Origin of the sequence: Rahnella perminowiae (genome assembly GCF_019049695.1) — a bacterium.
Lineage (GTDB): Bacteria > Pseudomonadota > Gammaproteobacteria > Enterobacterales > Enterobacteriaceae > Rahnella > Rahnella perminowiae.
The window spans coordinates 59,047-76,945 of sequence record NZ_JAFMOT010000185.1 but is presented as its reverse complement, the minus strand read 5'-3'; the positions used below and the strand labels follow the sequence as shown (position 1 = coordinate 76,945).

General features: G+C 46.2%; 20 protein-coding genes. 1 reads left to right on the top strand and 19 read right to left on the bottom strand.

The genetic code is table 11. From position 1 onward, the window contains the following. Window positions 1–36 precede the first annotated feature (36 nt). The 13 genes from J1781_RS19635 to J1781_RS19575 form a co-directional block, all read right to left on the bottom strand. Entirely contained in the window at window positions 37–567 is a 531-nt protein-coding gene (locus J1781_RS19635) for a M23 family metallopeptidase (RefSeq protein ID WP_238483591.1), read from the bottom strand. Between the two features lie 285 nt (window positions 568–852). Beyond that, the gene (locus J1781_RS19630; protein ID WP_269154573.1) at window positions 853–1,650 is read right to left on the bottom strand and encodes a prepilin peptidase; all 798 of its coding nucleotides are present in this window, start codon (window positions 1,648–1,650) and stop codon (window positions 853–855) included. An 87-nt stretch (window positions 1,651–1,737) separates the two neighbouring features. Further along, window positions 1,738–3,087 carry a hypothetical protein gene (locus J1781_RS19625; protein WP_238483589.1) on the bottom strand — a complete coding sequence of 450 codons (1,350 nt, stop codon included), beginning with the start codon at window positions 3,085–3,087 and terminating at the stop codon, window positions 1,738–1,740. 8 nt (window positions 3,088–3,095) lie between these two features. After that, on the bottom strand, window positions 3,096–4,142 hold the full coding sequence (locus tag J1781_RS19620; RefSeq protein WP_129991985.1) for a type II secretion system F family protein: 1,047 nt from the start codon (window positions 4,140–4,142) through the stop codon (window positions 3,096–3,098). After that, complete coding sequence (locus tag J1781_RS19615) at window positions 4,126–5,655, bottom strand: ATPase, T2SS/T4P/T4SS family (protein ID WP_258452859.1); 1,530 nt, start codon at window positions 5,653–5,655, stop codon at window positions 4,126–4,128. The genes J1781_RS19620 and J1781_RS19615 overlap by 17 nt, the downstream gene beginning before the upstream one ends. Further along, the gene (locus J1781_RS19610) at window positions 5,652–6,152 is read right to left on the bottom strand and encodes a hypothetical protein (protein ID WP_217234051.1); all 501 of its coding nucleotides are present in this window, start codon (window positions 6,150–6,152) and stop codon (window positions 5,652–5,654) included. The genes J1781_RS19615 and J1781_RS19610 overlap by 4 nt, the downstream gene beginning before the upstream one ends. Beyond that, entirely contained in the window at window positions 6,134–6,979 is an 846-nt protein-coding gene (locus tag J1781_RS19605) for a hypothetical protein (RefSeq protein WP_217234049.1), read from the bottom strand. Before J1781_RS19605 ends, J1781_RS19610 begins: the two co-directional genes overlap by 19 nt. Window positions 6,980–6,982: 3 nt before the next feature. After that, window positions 6,983–7,540 (bottom strand): pilus assembly protein, encoded by a 558-nt coding sequence (locus J1781_RS19600; RefSeq protein WP_129954701.1) that lies wholly within the window; start codon window positions 7,538–7,540, stop codon window positions 6,983–6,985. An 18-nt stretch (window positions 7,541–7,558) separates the two neighbouring features. Continuing rightward, complete coding sequence (locus J1781_RS19595; protein WP_217234048.1) at window positions 7,559–9,007, bottom strand: type II and III secretion system protein; 1,449 nt, start codon at window positions 9,005–9,007, stop codon at window positions 7,559–7,561. Between the two features lie 25 nt (window positions 9,008–9,032). Further along, a complete protein-coding gene (locus J1781_RS19590; protein ID WP_238483588.1) occupies window positions 9,033–9,497 on the bottom strand; it encodes a TcpQ domain-containing protein in 465 nt (154 codons plus the stop codon). Window positions 9,498–9,556: 59 nt separating this feature from the next. Further along, window positions 9,557–11,242, bottom strand: coding sequence for a type II secretion system protein (locus J1781_RS19585; RefSeq protein ID WP_217234046.1), 1,686 nt, complete (start codon window positions 11,240–11,242; stop codon window positions 9,557–9,559). Between the two features lie 81 nt (window positions 11,243–11,323). Beyond that, window positions 11,324–12,022 carry a prepilin-type N-terminal cleavage/methylation domain-containing protein gene (locus tag J1781_RS19580; protein ID WP_217218822.1) on the bottom strand — a complete coding sequence of 233 codons (699 nt, stop codon included), beginning with the start codon at window positions 12,020–12,022 and terminating at the stop codon, window positions 11,324–11,326. 581 nt (window positions 12,023–12,603) lie between these two features. Next, entirely contained in the window at window positions 12,604–13,308 is a 705-nt protein-coding gene (locus tag J1781_RS19575) for a pirin family protein (protein WP_217138180.1), read from the bottom strand. 110 nt (window positions 13,309–13,418) lie between these two features. On the opposite strand from J1781_RS19575, the gene J1781_RS19570 reads away from it, so the two are divergent. Then, window positions 13,419–14,327: a LysR family transcriptional regulator gene (locus J1781_RS19570; protein WP_129954696.1), complete on the top strand. Its 909-nt coding sequence runs from the start codon at window positions 13,419–13,421 to the stop codon at window positions 14,325–14,327. Between the two features lie 70 nt (window positions 14,328–14,397). On the opposite strand, the gene J1781_RS19565 is transcribed toward J1781_RS19570, so the two are convergent. From J1781_RS19565 to J1781_RS19540, 6 genes are all read right to left on the bottom strand, one after another. Continuing rightward, entirely contained in the window at window positions 14,398–15,381 is a 984-nt protein-coding gene (locus J1781_RS19565; protein ID WP_217234044.1) for a glutathione S-transferase family protein, read from the bottom strand. Window positions 15,382–15,628: 247 nt separating this feature from the next. After that, window positions 15,629–16,021: a DoxX family protein gene (locus tag J1781_RS19560; RefSeq protein ID WP_129954694.1), complete on the bottom strand. Its 393-nt coding sequence runs from the start codon at window positions 16,019–16,021 to the stop codon at window positions 15,629–15,631. 240 nt (window positions 16,022–16,261) lie between these two features. After that, window positions 16,262–16,546 (bottom strand): YqjK-like family protein, encoded by a 285-nt coding sequence (locus J1781_RS19555; protein ID WP_129991992.1) that lies wholly within the window; start codon window positions 16,544–16,546, stop codon window positions 16,262–16,264. After that, window positions 16,543–16,950, bottom strand: a complete 408-nt coding sequence (locus J1781_RS19550) for a phage holin family protein (RefSeq protein ID WP_129954692.1) — start codon at window positions 16,948–16,950, stop codon at window positions 16,543–16,545. The genes J1781_RS19555 and J1781_RS19550 overlap by 4 nt, the downstream gene beginning before the upstream one ends. Window positions 16,951–16,952: 2 nt before the next feature. Beyond that, window positions 16,953–17,255: an ElaB/YgaM/YqjD family protein gene (locus J1781_RS19545; RefSeq protein ID WP_129954691.1), complete on the bottom strand. Its 303-nt coding sequence runs from the start codon at window positions 17,253–17,255 to the stop codon at window positions 16,953–16,955. Window positions 17,256–17,402: 147 nt separating this feature from the next. After that, window positions 17,403–17,780 carry a DUF1090 domain-containing protein gene (locus J1781_RS19540; RefSeq protein ID WP_129954690.1) on the bottom strand — a complete coding sequence of 126 codons (378 nt, stop codon included), beginning with the start codon at window positions 17,778–17,780 and terminating at the stop codon, window positions 17,403–17,405. Between the last annotated feature and the right edge of the window lie 119 nt (window positions 17,781–17,899).

Here is a 17,899-nt window from a genome sequence, read left to right as displayed (position 1 = left end):
GTGTTCCCCTCAGGGATACACCCGCTTTTGTTCCCTTCAGGACAGCTTGTACAAACGATAACGTCCGTTCTGCAACAGAACTTTGTAATGTCCAAACACTGTCTGGTTTGCACCGGCGTAGATCGTTTTCCCTTTATATTTCACCATCACTTTTTCCTGACCGCCTATTTCCGTGACCAATATAATTTTCGGAACCGCAGGTTTCGGCGGACTGACGGCTGCGGCAGGCAGAACAGTATTTGTCTCTGAAGCCGACAGGAGTTTTGCTGAATCCATTGTCTGCCCGTGATACATCAGCTCAAAATGCAAATGTGGCCCGGTGCTGCGTCCGGTATTCCCGGAGTAGCCAATCACTTTGCCCCGTTCAATTTCTTGCCCGGTGGCCACAGTGATCCTGTCAAGATGCAGATAGCGGCTACGCCACCCGAGCGGATGACGTATTACCACGTAATTTCCCGCAGTCGGATGAGACATGGCTTCCACGACGATCCCCTTCTCCGTAGCCAGCACCGGCGTTAACCGTGGCGCGGCAAAATCAGTCCCCTCATGCGGGGAAAAACGTTGCATGAGGGGGTGCCACCGCAGGCTGAACGGGGACGTGATCCGCAACGGAATATTTAATGGCGAAAGGAAGTGGGGATAGCGAATTGACGATGTTTTTGATGTCTCTGTATTCCCCTCTGATACTTTGTCTCCTGGGGCAGTCAGTAACATTGCTGAAGAAAAATGATCCTCAATAACTTCAACATCGGGACGCGTAGCCTGAATCAGAGCCAGCGTTACCGCCACATCGTCCGTCGCCTGAGTTAAAAGCGGAATGAGCAGCAGGAAAAGTAATACCCGGCGCATGGATTAAAGTCGCTCAATAAAAAACATCACCAGCCCGGCCATGGCGATTGAAGGTCCGAAGGGGATGTAATGTTTGGCGGATTCAGGATGGTCTTCATCCAGCGACCGGCGTTTGTTGAGTACTGTACAGAGCAGGTAAACAATAATACCGGACCCTGCAGACCAGAGAATCAGTTCAGGGAGTTTTTCCATGCCCAGCCAGGCGGTGATGGCAGCCATCAGTTTAACGTCGCCATAACCTAATCCTTCGCGGCCACGTAATTTTTCATAGGCTGCCATGAGGGTATAAAGCAAAAGCCAGGCAAGCGCTGCGCCACAAATCGCTGAGCGAGGCGCAATATCAGTCGTACCCAAAACCGAACCCAGTAAGCCGCTCCATAGCAGCAGCGATACTAAACCGTCAGGCAAAATCAAATGCTGAAAATCAATCACTGACAAGCTGTAGAGCAGGCAGAAATAGAGGAAAAAGCAACAAACCTGAATTTCAGTAAACTGCGGCAGCGCCACCAGGGTCAGCAAGGTAAAAACACTACCGCACAGTATTTCGGATATCAGATACTGTGGGGAGATAGTGCTCTGACAATGACGACACTTACCTTTAAGCCATAACCAGCTTAGGACAGGAATATTGTCACGTTTCCAGACCGGCGCACCACATGCCGGGCAATGTGAAGGTGGCCACCAGAGATTCACTTTTACCGCATCCGGTTCCGGGCTTAATTCGGAAAAAATCATTAACGGAAGCCGGTAAATCATTACATTAATAAAGCTGCCAATAAATAATCCGAATATCAGTGCCATGATAGGATAAAACCAAAAATAGAAAAGCGTCATTAAATAATTCCCTGCGAGAATGAACTGAAGAATACGGTATTTTCAGTGAGAGCATTATTTCTCTGTGATACCTTTTTTTACTTCCATAAAATCAATGAATATATTTGGTCGTTCTTCCGTTGCAATTTCTAATCGCTGCGAAAATAACTGAGTGCCTTTGGTGTCGCAAATATAAGCATTGTCTGATGTCGGTTGCTTTCCCATCATTTGTGCAAAGGTAAATCCTTTCTGCCCTTCCGGAACATGGATAATATTGAAACCGGGCACTTCCCTAAACGAATCGACAGCCGGATCCTGGAAATGGGTTAAGTCGGTATAATCATCCACCGATCCTTTAGCACCATTCAGGCATGTAAATATATCACTACCCCGTATACCCTGCTCGTTAATAGCCCCCTCTCCTTCCCAGAGACCCGACCAATGCACACCTCCGGCAAGACGAGTATGAATTGCTGCAACATCAGTTATGGCTATCCTCTCGTTATCCAGGTAGTAGGGAATAAGATACATACTCTCCGTTTTACGATGATTGAGTGTATCTTTCCCGTTTGAAACGAAAGCATAATTGGCAGGATAATCATTGTTGATTCTGGAACTCACATAGGGTAAGAAATATTCTCCGTCATCACTCTGAATTGTCCAGGCAGCAAGCCGCGGTTCACTTCCATCCGCATCGCCGAGCAACAAGGCTTCTAAGTGTATGACTTCCATATGGCGATGAGGAAGATAAACAACCAGTTCATGTCCTTCCCCTCCCGTGCTGTTATTACTGGTATTACCTTCAGGGCCGTCTGAAGCCCGGGGGAAAATAACCGTGCCAACCCATAATTTTTGATTTTTGCTGGCGGCCAGTTCAATCAGTTCATCATATAAAGAGAGGTTTCGCGTAGAGCTGGTCATTGCTGGCTTACATTTATAACGTTGCTCTTTCAGGGTGACAGGCGTACCTGAACATGCCGTGATTGCCGGGAAGGGGTCGCCTTTCTGATAGGGTTTCGCATTAATAATGGGGAGGCCCCAGTCTCCTTCTTTACCGCCACTCACCCAGCTGTAATTGGCTTGTGTATCATAGTGAAGGTAGTGTTCTGAGAAATCAAAATTGTCATCTGTTATCTCCGGCAAACGCTGGGCAGGAACGTGTCCGGAAGAGGATTCTATATACATAATATTTATTGCAATTGGCAGGGAGTTTTTCTCCTCATAGGAATATTTGTTACCACTTCGGGTATATCCAAAAAAATTAGCAATAGGTAACGCGAGGGGCATATCCAGCGGTTGTGCTGTACCGCCACCGCTATCAGGTTCAGCAAATTTGAACGCGCCTCCTTTAGGTATCGTGGCCGAAAAGCTATTAACCGATGCTATATTCAAGATAATGAAAAGCATAATTATTTTTTTCATCATACATCCTTTTAAAAAGAACCGCTTGCGCCCATTTTCCCTAATGTATCCGAAAGGGCGAATAGTGCTGCGAAAACCCATATAACACAGCCACCTAAAACGAGGGTAGATAATGACTTGAGTAAACCGGATAATTTCTGAATATATTCTCTGATATGTTCTCTTGATTTATGCGATACAGAGGTTAATACTTCATTAAATGACGATAAGCCCGCATAGAGGCTAATGTTTAGCAAAGTTTCAGGGCCAAATAATCCGGTGTTCAGCGCATCACCGTATCCTAACCCTATCGCCATTTTCTCCCGCATAGTGTTGATATGATTTTTCAGCCATCGGTTGGAGTTCAATAAAATGATCGCCAGGCCATCATTCAGTGGGATCCCATTCTTAAGCATTAGCGCCAGATTGTTGAGGAAGATAGAGGCCGCAATTTGCTTGTAAGTGGAAAAGGGTAAAATGCGGTCAAGAAATTTATTCCTGAATGAGCCGCAAAGATTAATCATGACAAACCGGATAATAAAGACGGTCAAAATAATAGCAATTAACATGTAGATCCATAACCCTGCGACCAGGGATAGACCAAAAGAATAAAGTGACTGGGTGATACCTGGCCATTTAGTCACAGGGACAACACTTTCAAAGGCAGGAAATACTTTGACAGAGTAGCCTGCGATCACTGTTAATGAAAGGATCAGCATAATGAAAGGAAAGAGGACGGCAGACGTCAGTTTTTTCTTTAACTCACTATTATAAGTGATGACATTAACTAAGGTTATAAACCCGTCAGCGAGACTGCCGCTCTGTTCGGCTGCATTGATAACACTCAGCTCACTTTGTGGAACAAGGCCATCAAACATGACCGCAATAGATGCACCCGTCAGACCTGCTTTCATGTTATTGGTTAATATGCCAATGTTTTTGGCAAAGCCAGATCCCAACAGGCTTTTTCCTTCAACCTGAAGTTTTAACAAAGAATCGTAAAGTGGTAATTCTGTGCTGATCATGTCAGCACAGAATTTATAGAGAAATAATCGTTGTTTTTTATTGAATTTTGCCAAGGATCACCGCCATGTTTTCCTGTTCGACGTCACCAAATTCCATGCTAAACCAGGCTGCACAAACCCGACCGCGAAGTATCTCAGCGAAGACCTTTTCTTTTATTTCAAACCCTTCGCTCAGGCCAGGTGCTGACAGCCTTTTTTTCCGCCATAGGGTATAAACCTGCAACCATTCCTGTTTTGAAATCGCCGCCAGTTCATCGTAAGTGGGAAGCATATACTCCATCACCAGCTGTCTGCCGCTGATGCCGGTATATTTACAATGAACGCAACCAGATTCATTTTGTTCATATAGCGACATTGTTTTTCCACCGAATGTCATTTCAACGGAACGATGACAATGGGGACAAATAACCGGAACCAGCTTCTGGCACTGCAATCCGGCAATAAAACCGGGTGTAGAAAGTTTATCGCTGGTGATACCCATCGCAGATAAACGCTGAAGTAATGAGACGATATTCCCGGCATGCACGGTCGTGAAACAGTAGTGCCCGCTCTCTACGGCACCGGCAAGTGCATTGGCCGAAATATTGTCACGTATTTCCCCCACCATCAGAACGTCCGGATCCCGGCGCAGTGCAGATTTAATCGCAGAATGAAAACCGCCGCCTTCTACACTGACGACAGAGCTTTGTTTGGCACCGAAGATCTGATACTCAACCGGGTCTTCGACCGTCAGGAAACACCCTCTGCTGCTGTAGCGGTTTATTTGCAGCCATTCCATTAAATTCTTCAGCGTTGTAGATTTACCCGAACCGGTCGTACCGGCAATGATGTAAGCACCATAAGGATTACTGAGGATTTTTTTTAAATCTTCTAACTCATCATCTGAAATACCCAGCCTGCTAAGATTTGCGACGGCACTTTTCGATAATCCGGAAGGAATAATACGCAACACGGCGTGATAGCAATCGTTCGTCTCACCAAAAATGGGGAAATGCGCATAGCGGAAGCGGAAACTGAGTTTATTAAGTGTGTAGAGGATATTGGCGCTTTGCGGAATAGTGCGGTTCCACGTGGTGTCACGTGTACTGGCCTGGACGTTATACAGCACGAAAACCAGTTCATCACATTTGCTGGATGCCATCTGCATCATGGGCACCAACATACCGTTTACACGCACTTCCAGCTGAGCCAGGATATCGTTGCGGGTTATATGCAGGTCACTGGCTCCCATATTTACCGCTTCAATTAATATCGCCTCGAGCTCTTTCTGCGTTTCACTGATATCCAGGGCCACACTGCTGAGCTTCTGTAATGAAACCAGCTCGAAAATTTTGAAATAAACGCTTTCGCTGACCCCGGCTACCCCGAGTACCTGATGACGATGAACATCATTGAGTTTGCGAATTTCATATTGAATAATATGCAACTCTTCTACTACAGAGCGTTGGGAGACCAGAAACTCCTGCCCCTGCGAGCGGGCCAGAAGCATATGATCTTCTATTTCAGAGAAAGTCCATTCACCATTGTGAAGGGATTCTTCGGTAAGCCGGACAAAATCGAGTATCACCCGGAAATTTCCTGAACATACGAGTGCTGCCCGTTTTTATCCTGATGTACCGTATAGCGCTTTCCGTTAGCAGAAAAGACTTCACCTATACGCACGAATACTGTTTTCGTGCCCACGGAAACAGCCGCTTTGGTAATGCCTGCAATTTGCGACAACATCATCACCCGGGGCTCATCCACCGGCGCTGATTCGGTTTTCGGCTCTTCGCCTGAAGGCCCGTCATTCATGATTGGCATCGCGGATACCGGATTCAGTTCAGCCGCTTCATTTTTGATTTTCGCCATCTCAAGCCGTAATTTCGCCAAGACAAGTTGCTGGGAAAGTAGTCGCTGAGACTGATTAAACTGCATGTCTTCTTCCATCAGCCTGGAAATATGTTCCTGTACAGGCGCAGGGACGGGAGAGATATTCTGACCGGTTGTGCTGATCTCGTCGGCAAAGTTGCTGGTCGAAAATAAAGCAACCAGGGTAGTGAGGATTATTTTCCGCTTCTGCATACCATTACTCCTGTAATTTTATTTTCCTTGCTACTATCAACTTTTTGTATGATAAAAGCGTCCTTAAAGGCATGACGTTCCAGTACGCTGGCGATATTCAATATATCCAGATAATGAAGTGGTTTGGGAAGTGACATTTCCCACGAAATAACGTTTAAACCGTAATATTTCGCCTTACCTTTCTGTGAGATTTTCTTTTCAGTTGCTATTACAGCAGCGCCTGGCAGGGCGGTTATTTTCAGCGCCTGTTCGCTTCCCGTCGCAGAGTTATAGGAGTAAATATAATTCAATGCATCGCTACAGGCAGGAGGCGAAATTTCCTGCTTCCTTTTATAGGCATTCAGGAGGGGATTTTCGCTGAGACCCGATTTTACCTCTGTAAAATCAAAAGTGTTTTCAGAAAAGTTAGCGTTATAGGTTTTTCCCCAGAAAATTTTTTGGGCAACGCTAAATATCGCTCCCTTGCTTAACTGATAACTGAATGCGCACTTTTGTGCATCACAAGAGAATGTTTCATTCGTATAATTCATGTCATACAATTTACTATAACTATTAGTTATCTCAACGGCCAGTTTAGTGAAGGCCGAAATACTCCCTCCCGTGAGCGCTTTCAAATAGAAGGCGTCAACAACTTTAACATCTGCGGCCAGTTGTGTTTGTTCACGAACTTTTTTTGCTTTCAGTTCCTGGTCAGGTACATACACTAAGTAATACCAACCGGCAAAACCTGCCGCAATCAACAATACCAGAGTGGCGGCGGCAATACCTAATTTAGTATTCTTAGAAACCGGTAGCGTATTTTTCCGTAATTTTAATTTTTTGATCATTTTTTATCCGGAAATAATAGTATATAGAAAAACAGATGACGCAATAAGTAACAAAAATATGCCAAATCCTACTGCGCTCCAAAACATACGTTGTTTCTTTTTGAAAATTTTCTGATTTGATTTACAAGATTCAGCAATAGTGTCTAATTGTGCCAATGAAATTTCAGTTACCTGAAGTCTGGCGTATTTTGACTCAGGCAACGAAGCCACCATTTCCTGAAAGAAATTTTCGGTAATAACACAGTCACTGCCGCTGATAATGATACCGTCCATGATCATCAGCAAGTAAATCTGTCCTTTACCTGCCGAGAAATAATAGAATCCATCACCATAGAGATTTCTAAGATGGACAGCAAAAGGTTCACAACCCGGAGATGTTCTTTCAGAATAACCGATAAGCTCACTGACTTCAGCATCCCCCTGAACACTATAAATATATCTCCGGTGACTACGCCGTATGTTTGCCATCCATTTTAGATATCCCGGCGCCATATTATCGTGTATGGGTAAGTCCCAGATTAAACCGGTCAATATGTTATTGCGCGATAGTGTATTTAACATGACTGTCACATCCAATAATTAATGATTCAGAGGTGCACGATAATAGTCAATACCCACAACCATCACGACGGTATTCTCATCGTCAGCTGTATTTTCACTATAACCTAACAGCTGATATTCTTTATTTTTACTCAGGTCATTCATTTCATACTTCGCGACCATGAGTAAACTACCCGGCGTAACCGCTGTAGAGTTAAACATCTCGGTGGTAGTCACATTGGGCAACTGTACGGTGTCGAAAACATCAATAGAATTTAACTGACTCTTGGTAAAACCGCTGGTGACTTCTACCCGCCCGTCTTTATTGATCCGTGGGGTAATAATAAAACTGGTGCCGGTAATGATTTCAGAGGTTTCGATCTCTACATCTTCCTGACCATTATCATTATTAATGGTGCGTGTTCGCCCGGAAACATAGTATTGAGAATTTGTCATATTGAGCGGTACCGGCGTGTTATTACGGGTGACAAATGTCCCGCTCTGCAGAACTTTACTGCCCGTCAGGGAATAGAGTGCGTTCAATTTGGCCGATACACTGAGTGCATGATCAGCACCCGCACCGAGCGTCATTCCACTATCCATTGTATTCATCATGGCAGTATTAATAACAATGCTTTCACCGCTGTCTATATAGGACATGTTCAGACCTGCACCATACTCTTCCATTTTCTCTTTATTGAGTGTGAAAATTTTGTAGGTGACAATGAATTGGCGATTATTGTCAGCCTGGTATTTTTGCAACACATCATTCAACGCTTTATATTCTGACGGCCGTCCGGTTAGCGTTACGATGGAAGCATCTTTAAATACGGTATACATGCCGCTTGAGACATACTTTTCTGCCATGTCTTCAACGTCATCCCAAAATGTAGATTCGAATTTAGTTTCTGATTTTCCTTTCAGTCCCCCATTGCTAACCGCATCATTCGAAAGATCGAGACTGGCTTCAAATTTATTATTTTCTCCATAAAAATCGAGTTTTATGGCATACACGCTATAAGCATCCACTTTAAGAATATTATTCTCATCAAGGGTAGTATTCACATCGTAAAGGGCTGAAATATAGCGCATGAATTCTTCAAAAGTCCCTGTGAAATTAATGCTGTGTGCTTCAATGTTTACTTTACCGCCTTCAAGGCCTTTCTGGTCGGGGAAAGCCAAATTTACTTTATGGCTGACACCTGTTTGCGCGAGTAAAGCATCGAGCACGGTATTCAGATCAGTGGGTTCATAGGAGTTCACAGTAACTTTTTTAGCGAGCAGTGTTTGCCGCGTAGAACTGTAATCCACTTTTTTACCTAAATAAGCAGCATCATATTTCACATAAGGTTTAACTTTCATTTCTCCTGCAGAAGTCGCTCCCGGTAATGTATCCTTAACATTTTCACGTGCAAATGTCTGATTGAATTCATGGTTACACCCCTGAATAAGCAATACCAATGTAATTAATCCAATTCTAGTTTTCATATATCCTTATCCTGAAAATCAGTCGTTACATATCATCAACAAGTAAAACGCGGTTCTTCTGATAGTTTTTGATGATTAATCCATAATTTTCAGAAGCAAAAAGATCCCCTAAACCTGTCAGCACCTCGTCTTCATTTTTGCCTGTCAGGGTGATGGGGCTAAAAATCAAATAATCACTTTTACTTTGCCAAAGTAATTTATATCCGGAGTCCCTGGCCCATTTCTGTAAACCCTGGCTCAGCAGATCACCGCTATTCAATAACAAAGTCACTTGTAAAGGAGTTGATAAGACGCCCTTAGGTTCAGCAGGAATGGGCAACGAGGGAGAATTCCCGCCGGAAAAGGGGTTGCGGCCTGTTTGTGAGGATGGACTCACTGAAGGGGTTTGAGATGTGGCTGAAATAGTGCCATCGGCATTGACCATTGCATGTGCATATTGCCCCATAGCCACGGACAGTATAATAACGCATCCAATCATTTTAATTTTCATCTTATTTCATCCTGAAATTTTTCATAAAAATACAGTGCCGTACCTTCATTTACGTTGCGCTAATAGGGCGGCATGGGGGGGGCATCAGCCCCAGCAGCGGGTTGTTTGATCGAGCTACACCATGAAGTCAGCACAACTGAAAGTGAACTTGGATTAATGACACTGACACCTTTCCCTGAAATATTATCAAACACGCCACTGGTGGCGCTGATGACCCAGTAATCGTCAGGAGATATTTTCTTGTCATTCTCCCGGATGAGATTCACCTGTACGGCAACACCGCTTAAATGATCTAAAACGCCTTTTGTCGTTGTCCGGTTATTTTCGCTGTTGGAGAAATCAGAAAAATCCTCCCCGCCTTCACTTTCGCTGCCTGCGTTTCCCTGTTTGCCTACATCAGCGACAATGGATGAGATTGCAGCAGCCAGCCGTGGATAAAGTACTCGCGGCGCATTTTGGGGATTACCCGGGGCCGGAGGCGCTAAGGGGCATTTTTGCACCGGAATTTTAATATACCCTGGCTCATCGGTGACGCTTTTATCATAGTTATCCGGGTCATCAATAATGACATCATTGGTGCCCCTGTCTTTTTTATTGCCAAAGGATTGATAGGAAACAACCGGACTGGTCATGAGCGCAATGATATTTCCTTTTTCAGGATCGAAAGCTTCACCTTCAAAAATAACATTCGCCATTAATGTTCCCGTTACAGTTTGGTTGTTAGCATCTTTGGCCGTCAGATGCATGATGCCTTCCTCATTGTTCCGGCCTGTACCGTCTTCAACTTCCAGGCAATGCGTCATCATATTTTCTTTAAGATTCCAGCAGAGCTTATCCACGCCGACTAAGCCATCGGGTTTTATCACTTTCCCCAAACCTGCCTTAAAACTAAACCTAACCCCCAGCTGAGCGGCAGTTTGATCAATCTTATCGAGGTAGGACACCATGCTGCCGAAAGGTACCGCTTCGTCATCTGTCTTCGCGTCATGGGTTTTCAGCAGTTTCCAGCCGGTGCCGAAATTTGCTACATCGGTGCCCTTTGCTTCCCGCCGATAGATATAGTCAGCGTGTTGATATGCCAGGTCGTAATGAGTGAATGCTTTACTAAACGCGGTCGCATAATTTTCGATAGTAAATTTATCCATATCATTTTTACCGTTAATTCCCGGATGAAAACTCACGTAGAAATCAACGCGATCAATAGTTCGTGTCTCTTCGTCACCCACCAGATCCACACGTTCTAATACCAGAGATTTATCCTGGTTGTTTGCCGGCTGATTGCAGGCTAAATCTTCAACCTTGAATTCCTTATCAGCGACTTTCTTGTTGCCCGTGTTGTAACAGCGATGGCTGGTGAAATAACCACGAGACAATGTGTTATCCCACTGAATAAAATGGTCAGTATCTTTCGGGTCAGTGCTGAAAGCCTGATCCTCTACACGCCAGCCATAGGTTTTACCTTTTTCATTAGCTGTAGAAATCGTTCTGTCGAAAAGCGGGTTCACTATGAAATCCATTTCACCATCAGCGTCGCTGTCCTCAGTAATCTGAATTTCATCCCTGTTAATAAATTGCAACATGCCATGCACTTCGTTCGCAATAATATTGGTCAGGTTTTCTCTGGCCACTGATTCTATTTGTTTCTTTTTAAAGAGAGCGAATGAAGTAAAAACGAGACCCATGATTCCCATTACAACGATCATTTCCAGTAAGGTAAAACCTTTGCTGTTGCTTACCTTTGGCATAAAAATTCCCATCGTTATGGAAGTCATCGAAAATGAGCCTGCAACGATAACGGCCGCAGGCTCCTGTACTCATAAAAACAATTATTTACTGCCTAAAATCAGCGCATTATCTGAACCTGTCGATGCATCGCAGAATCCTGCAGCCACGATGGTTGTCGGACTCAGGGTATCGGCAGTCAGGGTTTTGAGAATAGACGTGGTAGGTTCGCCGGATAACTCTGCGGGTTGTGGTGTTACGAGTGCGCCGGCTGCTGCAGTACCAGAAGCCACATAATCCCATTGTCCGCCCAGCTGGGAAGCAATGTTACGGCAGTCTTCTGTTTCCAGCCCGTTTATCACCAGGTAGAAGCCTTTCGCTTTTGCATCTTCAGAGACGTATTTCACCCCACCAATTTCAAACGCATCATTTGACATGCCATTGAAGGCTTCAGCCGCAGAAATTTTCCCCATCTTAACTAACGTAGAAATTATTGAGCCAGTCGTGTCGGTTGCAGTACCAATTGTCGACTTAGTCAGATCTACAGCACTCACCATCGCAGGGTATTCTGCACTGTCTTTATAAGCTTCAGTCGTCCCTACCCGCACTGAGTTGGTATTATCGGCTAAGTCACTGATATCCTGTGCAGTAAAGGCACGGTTTGCCAGGATTACAACACCTGCAGCAATAATACCGATAATGCCCAGCACGATGATGATTTCCAGTAAGGTCACACCGCGTTGTTTCTTAAGTTCCTGATATTGATTTGCTTTGCGCTTTAGCGCATTAATTGCGTTTTTCATACCTTAATCCTTAGGCTTGAAATATATTCATAAAATGACATAGTAATACGATCCCGCTGAAATACAGTGGGAGTAATATAATAAGACTAATGTCTTAATGTTATGTATAACGTTTTAAAGCTATTAGTACATCTCACTCCTTATTATAAAACCCCATTTCCCTGACCAGCGTTGAAAAGCATAAATCAAAATAAAGCGTTCGTATAGATAATAGGGCAATAAAGAAGATAAAAATAAATTATAATTTAATTATCAAAATACAACCCGTAAGATCATTTAAATGAATATTATAAATACAAATATCAATATAAAGATTTAAGTATCAATATTAATGATCATTCATGACTTTTAATAGCTGACTGTTTTGAGGTTATTTATTTGTTTTTCAGACAGTTGAAAGGATAGGTGGTCTGTCTCATCGAATCACGGTAAAAGGTTAGTCTATCCCGCAAATTGCACGATGACAGGACGAAAAAAGCAGGACCGGATATCATTTCCCTGAGGGAAACTGATAAACAGGTGTACAAAAAACCGCACAAAAGAATTTGTGCGGTGTGGTTTTTATAACAAGGGCCGGAGAATCAGAGTGGCATATCAATCAGTAGCGCCCGTAGCGGGGTGCAGGCAGAAACCGTCAGGCTGTTTTCCTGATGGATAAATGCGCCATCACCGCAGGCCAGTTTTTGCAGTTCACGGCTGGCTGCTCCCAGAGCATCCACCTGGCCATGAATCGATTGCAAATATGCGCGTGGCCCGCGTACCGGCAGCGTAATTTTTTCACCTGCCGCTAAATCCAGATGATGGATCCACACCTTTTGCCGCAGTTGCAGGCTCCCGTTTTCACCGTCCGGTGAGGCCAGCAGGAAATGCGTGACCTCTGGCAGCGTCATTTTCTGCGTCAGCGGATTCTCATGCTCAGGGCAGGCATCCAGCCACAGTTGCATCCGTGTCAGTGGCCGGGTGGTGCTGGTATTCAGTTCGCTGTAACTGACATTCGCCTGCGTCGACAGCAATGCGGCTTCACCGGCACTGACCCCGGTACTGTTGCCTTCGCTGTCACGGTATTCCGCTGAACCCTGTAAAACCAGATTCAGCACATCCACGCGAGGATAGGTGCGTGGCTGGAAACTGGCGCCGGGTGCCAGCACTTCCTGATTCAGGACGCGCAGAGACGCATAGCCCATCAGTTTGGGGTCAAAGTAATGGCCAAAGGAGAATGTATACCGTGCCTGGAGCCAGCCAAAGTCAGCGGTACCGCACTCTTTTGCCGTTCTGCTGGTAATCATGGCGGTCGCCTCTCTTAAAAATTTCGATGTATAAATGGTAAGCGTCTGGACGTGTGATTGTTAGCCAGTTAATCTGGTCGCTATATTCAAATTTCCTGAAAGAGAAAAGAATGGCTAAGGATCGCGCACTCACACTGGAAGCATTACGGGTCATGGATGCGATTGACCGCAGGGGGAGTTTCGCCGCAGCTGCTGATGAGCTGGGCCGCGTCCCGTCTGCACTGAGCTACACCATGCAGAAACTGGAAGAAGAACTGGATGTGGTGTTATTTGACCGTTCAGGTCATCGGACAAAATTCACCAATGTTGGCCGGATGTTGCTTGAGCGCGGACGGGTGTTGCTGGAAGCTGCAGACAAGCTAACGGTGGATGCCGAAGCGCTGGCCCGCGGTTGGGAAACCCATATCACCATTGTCTGTGAAGCCTTATCGCCGGCCGCGCAACTGTTCCCGCTGATTGAAAAGCTGGCGCTGAAAGCCAATACGCAGGTTTCTCTGATCACCGAAGTGCTCGCCGGGGCGTGGGAACGTCTTGAGCAAGGCCGCGCGGATATCGTGATCGCGCCGGATATGCATTTCCGATCTTCTACCGAAATTAACAGCCGTAAACTGTATAAGCTGGCCAGTATCTATGTGGCCGCGCCGGATCACCCGATCCACCTTGAAGCCGAGCCGCTGTCGGAAGTCAGCCGGGTTAAATATCGCGGGATCGCCGTGGCGGATACCGCCCGTGAGCGTCCGGTATTAACCGTTCAGTTGTTGGATAAACAGCAGCGTCTGACGGTCAGCACCATTGAAGAGAAGCGTAAAGCGTTACTGGCGGGATTAGGGGTGGCGACAATGCCTTATCCGATGGTCGAGAAAGATATCGAGGAAGGGCGTTTGCGGGTGGTGAGTGCGGAATATAACCGTGAAATCGATATTATCATGGCGTGGCGTCGCGACAGCATGGGTGAGGCGAAAGCCTGGTTCCTGCGTGAAATTCCAAAGCTACTGGCTACGCGGGAAGTGAAGTCATAGCGTTTTCATTCAGTAAACCCATACCCGATGCCAACCTTCCCCTGGTGAAAGGGGAAGGAGCAGAGCGAAATTAAAAACGGGTATCGCGGCCGTGCTCAGAGTCTAAATCCTGCGCCGGTCCGGTGGAAATAATGCCATACGGGTTGATGGTTGCATGGCTGCGGAAGTAGTGATTACGAATGTGCGCGAAGTCCACCGTTTCACGAATGCCCGGCATCTGGTAGATATCACGCAGAAAACCATACAGGTTCGGGTAATCACTGATGCGGTAGCGGTCACATTTGAAATGAGTGACATACACCGGATCAAAACGCACCAGTGTGGTCCACAAACGCAAATCCGCTTCGGTCAGCTGATTGCCGGTCAGATAGCGGTGCTTGCTCAGCAATTCCTCAGCACGGGACAGCGCGCTAAACACACCCTCAACCGCTTCGTCGTAGGCATCCTGAGACGTTGCAAAACCCGCCTTATAGACACCATTGTTAATTTGCGGATACACCCACTCATTGATCTCATCAATCTCTGAGCGTAATGCCTGCGGATAGTAATCTCCGGCTTTGGCACCCACGGCATCAAATGCGCTGTTGAACATGCGGATGATATCAGCGGATTCATTGCTGACGATGGTTTGCTGCTTTTTATCCCACAGGATCGGCACGGTGACGCGGCCGGTGTAATCATTCTGCGCCCGCAGATAGATTTCATAGGCATAATTGAGATGATACAAATCGTCGCCGGTGGCTGCCGGAAAATCGGTGCCGAACGTCCAGCCGTGTTCCAGCATCAGCGGATGTACCACAGATACCGGAATCATCTCCTCCAGTCCTTTGAGGGTTCGCATCAGTAAGGTGCGGTGCGCCCACGGGCAGGCCAGTGAAACATACAGATGATAACGGTCACGTTCTGCGGTAAAGCCGCCAACGCCATGCTCGCCCGGTTCACCGTCAGGCGTTATCCAGTTGCGAAACTGCGCTGCTGAACGTTTGAAATGACCGCCGGTTGACTTGGTGTCGTACCAGGTGTCCTGCCAAACGCCATTGACTAGTTGCCCCATTTTTCCTCCTTCCCCATCATCCTTCGAGCTGCCTCTGCGTTGGCTGTCTTCTCAAACTCCAGTCACATACTATTGTATGCTCCCGGGGATTTACTCAGTTGCCGCCTTGATGCAACTCGAATGATTTAGGGGATATTTACCGATAAGTAATAAAAAAGGGCGAGGTGATAAATCACATCGCCCTGCAGGTCTGACATAGTGTCTTATTTAATTATAGCTGAGCTGTCACTCCCTGGTGTCGGAGCAATTACCAGTTTTTCTTGATCAGACGGTCGATGCTGAATGCACCAGGACCGGAAGCAAACAGGACGAAGAATCCTCCAGCGATAGACAGGTTTTTCATAAACATCATCTGGTTCACGCCCTGTGCAAAATCAGTGTGGAAGATCAGAGCCGTCAGGATAGTGAAAATTGCCGTGATCAGCGCTGTGGTGCGGGTAAAGAAGCCGAACAAGATAGCCAGACCACCGCCAAACTCTAACAAGATAGTCAGTGGCAGGAAGAAGCTTGGCACGCCCATAGACGTCATATAGCCCGCAGTCGCGGTGTAACCGTTAATTTTGCCCCAGCCTGCAACGATAAAAAGCACTGGCATCAAAATACGCGCAACCAGCAAAGCAGTGTCTTGTAACTTGTTCATCTTCGACTCCGAGAGTGATATACCCAAATTGGGTTAAAAGTGTTACCGGCCCGGTCGGAAAATGTTTCCTGCCGTTACCGCATCAGTTGATGACGAGATAATAAGTCGGATGAATAAGTTATGTTAGCAAGTAAATCTGTCTGAATGATTCAAATAAATTGAACAGCCACGGGGTTGTTATTCAAAAAGAAAAGGGCTGATGGTTTGCCCATCAGCCCTTTTTGATTGCGGAGGTTGAGACTATTTGTTGCCGAGGGTTTTACGGAACAATTTTACGGTGCCCCAGATGCCGAAAGCGCGCCGTGACCAGCGAACCACTGCGCTGGGATGGCGAATACCGTAAACGGCCAGCAGACTGGAGCCGACAACCAGATATTTACGCATATCCACGAGTTTTACCCAATAGTGATCCACTTTCGCGGTGGCATCCAGCCAGTCTGAACCGGCCTGAGAAAGCTCGCTGCGCTGACGCTCAATTTTGCGCATCAACCTGACTTTTTCGATAGCACGGTTCGGGATACTCATAGCTCGTCATCCTTTTCCAGCAGGGCACGATCGATGTCCAGTTGTTTACGGGTGAGGCTAAGCAGGGTTGAACGTTTGGCTTTCGCCAGCGTCATCGCACCCAGGATCACCGCCAGAAGCAGCAACACGCCGGTCGTCGTTGCTATCGCCGTAAGGCGATAGGCCGGGTCAATGGCCCAGAATAAAACCACCAGCAAACTCATCAGACCAAAGGCGGTAAATATCAGGGTAATGCCAGCCATGAGCAGCAATTGGAAAATATTGGCCTTTTCCTCTTCCAGCTCAACCACGGCCAGCCGGACACGTGTTTCAACAATGCTTACCACCACGGTAGCAATGCGTGAAACGATGTCAAATAACCCTTTTCCCGGCCCTTGTGGCGCAGGTTTGATTGGTTCAGCCATAATCAGCGGCGGGCTAACAGAACGCCAATCACAACACCGACCGCGGCACCAATACCGACGCCCGTCCAGGGTTTTTCACGCACATAATCGTCAGCTTTGCCGGCAATTTCTTTGGTCTGATAGGCAATTTTATCACCTGTGTCACTCAGACGCTCACGGGTATCTTTGAGCAGGGATTCTGCTTTACCACGCAGTTTATCGAGTTCAGCTTTCGGCTTGTCGGTAGAGGTCTGGAGAACTTCTTCCAGGGTGTCCGCCAATGACTTGAGTTCAGCGCGCAGTTGTTCTGATGTATTACTAGCCATGTGTAAGTCACTCCATACGTTAACTGATTCGAACTTTTAACATAGCGGATATTCGGGTGATCGCAAATGCGAATCATCTGTTTCAAAAGGCAAGATCACTGAAAATCCGCTGTGGCATGAGATAAAATCTGTCAGGCTGAAAAGCGATTAATGGCCTTCCGCTTCTTTGAGTTCTGACGTCGCTTCTTCCAGTTTTTGCTGTTTCCTGAGGATTTTTTCGTGATCGCCTTTGGCCAGAGCCTCTTTCAGCTCCTGCTCACGTTCGGCAACTTTTTCACGTTTTTCATCAACACGTTTTTGGTTTTCAGCTTTCAGACCTGCATCGGTGCAATGCGCTTTATTTTCACGTAATGCTTTCTCCAGACCGTCAATGCGGTTCTGGTTGTTATGCGCACGGGCTTCGCCGATTTGTTTCTGGATTTCCTGTTGTTTGGTTACACAACTTTCCGGCTGAGGTGCGGCAAAAGCGGCTGTGGTGAACAGCAATGCAGGAACAAGCGTGAGGGCAGATAGCGTGATTTTCATCGTCAGGTTTCCTTTTGACGTTTAAGTGAGTGTGGCACTTAATTCCATTAATGATTTTTTTCTGAATGTGTAGCGTCTAAATCATATCACCGCTGAATAGGCGGTGATATGAGACAAAT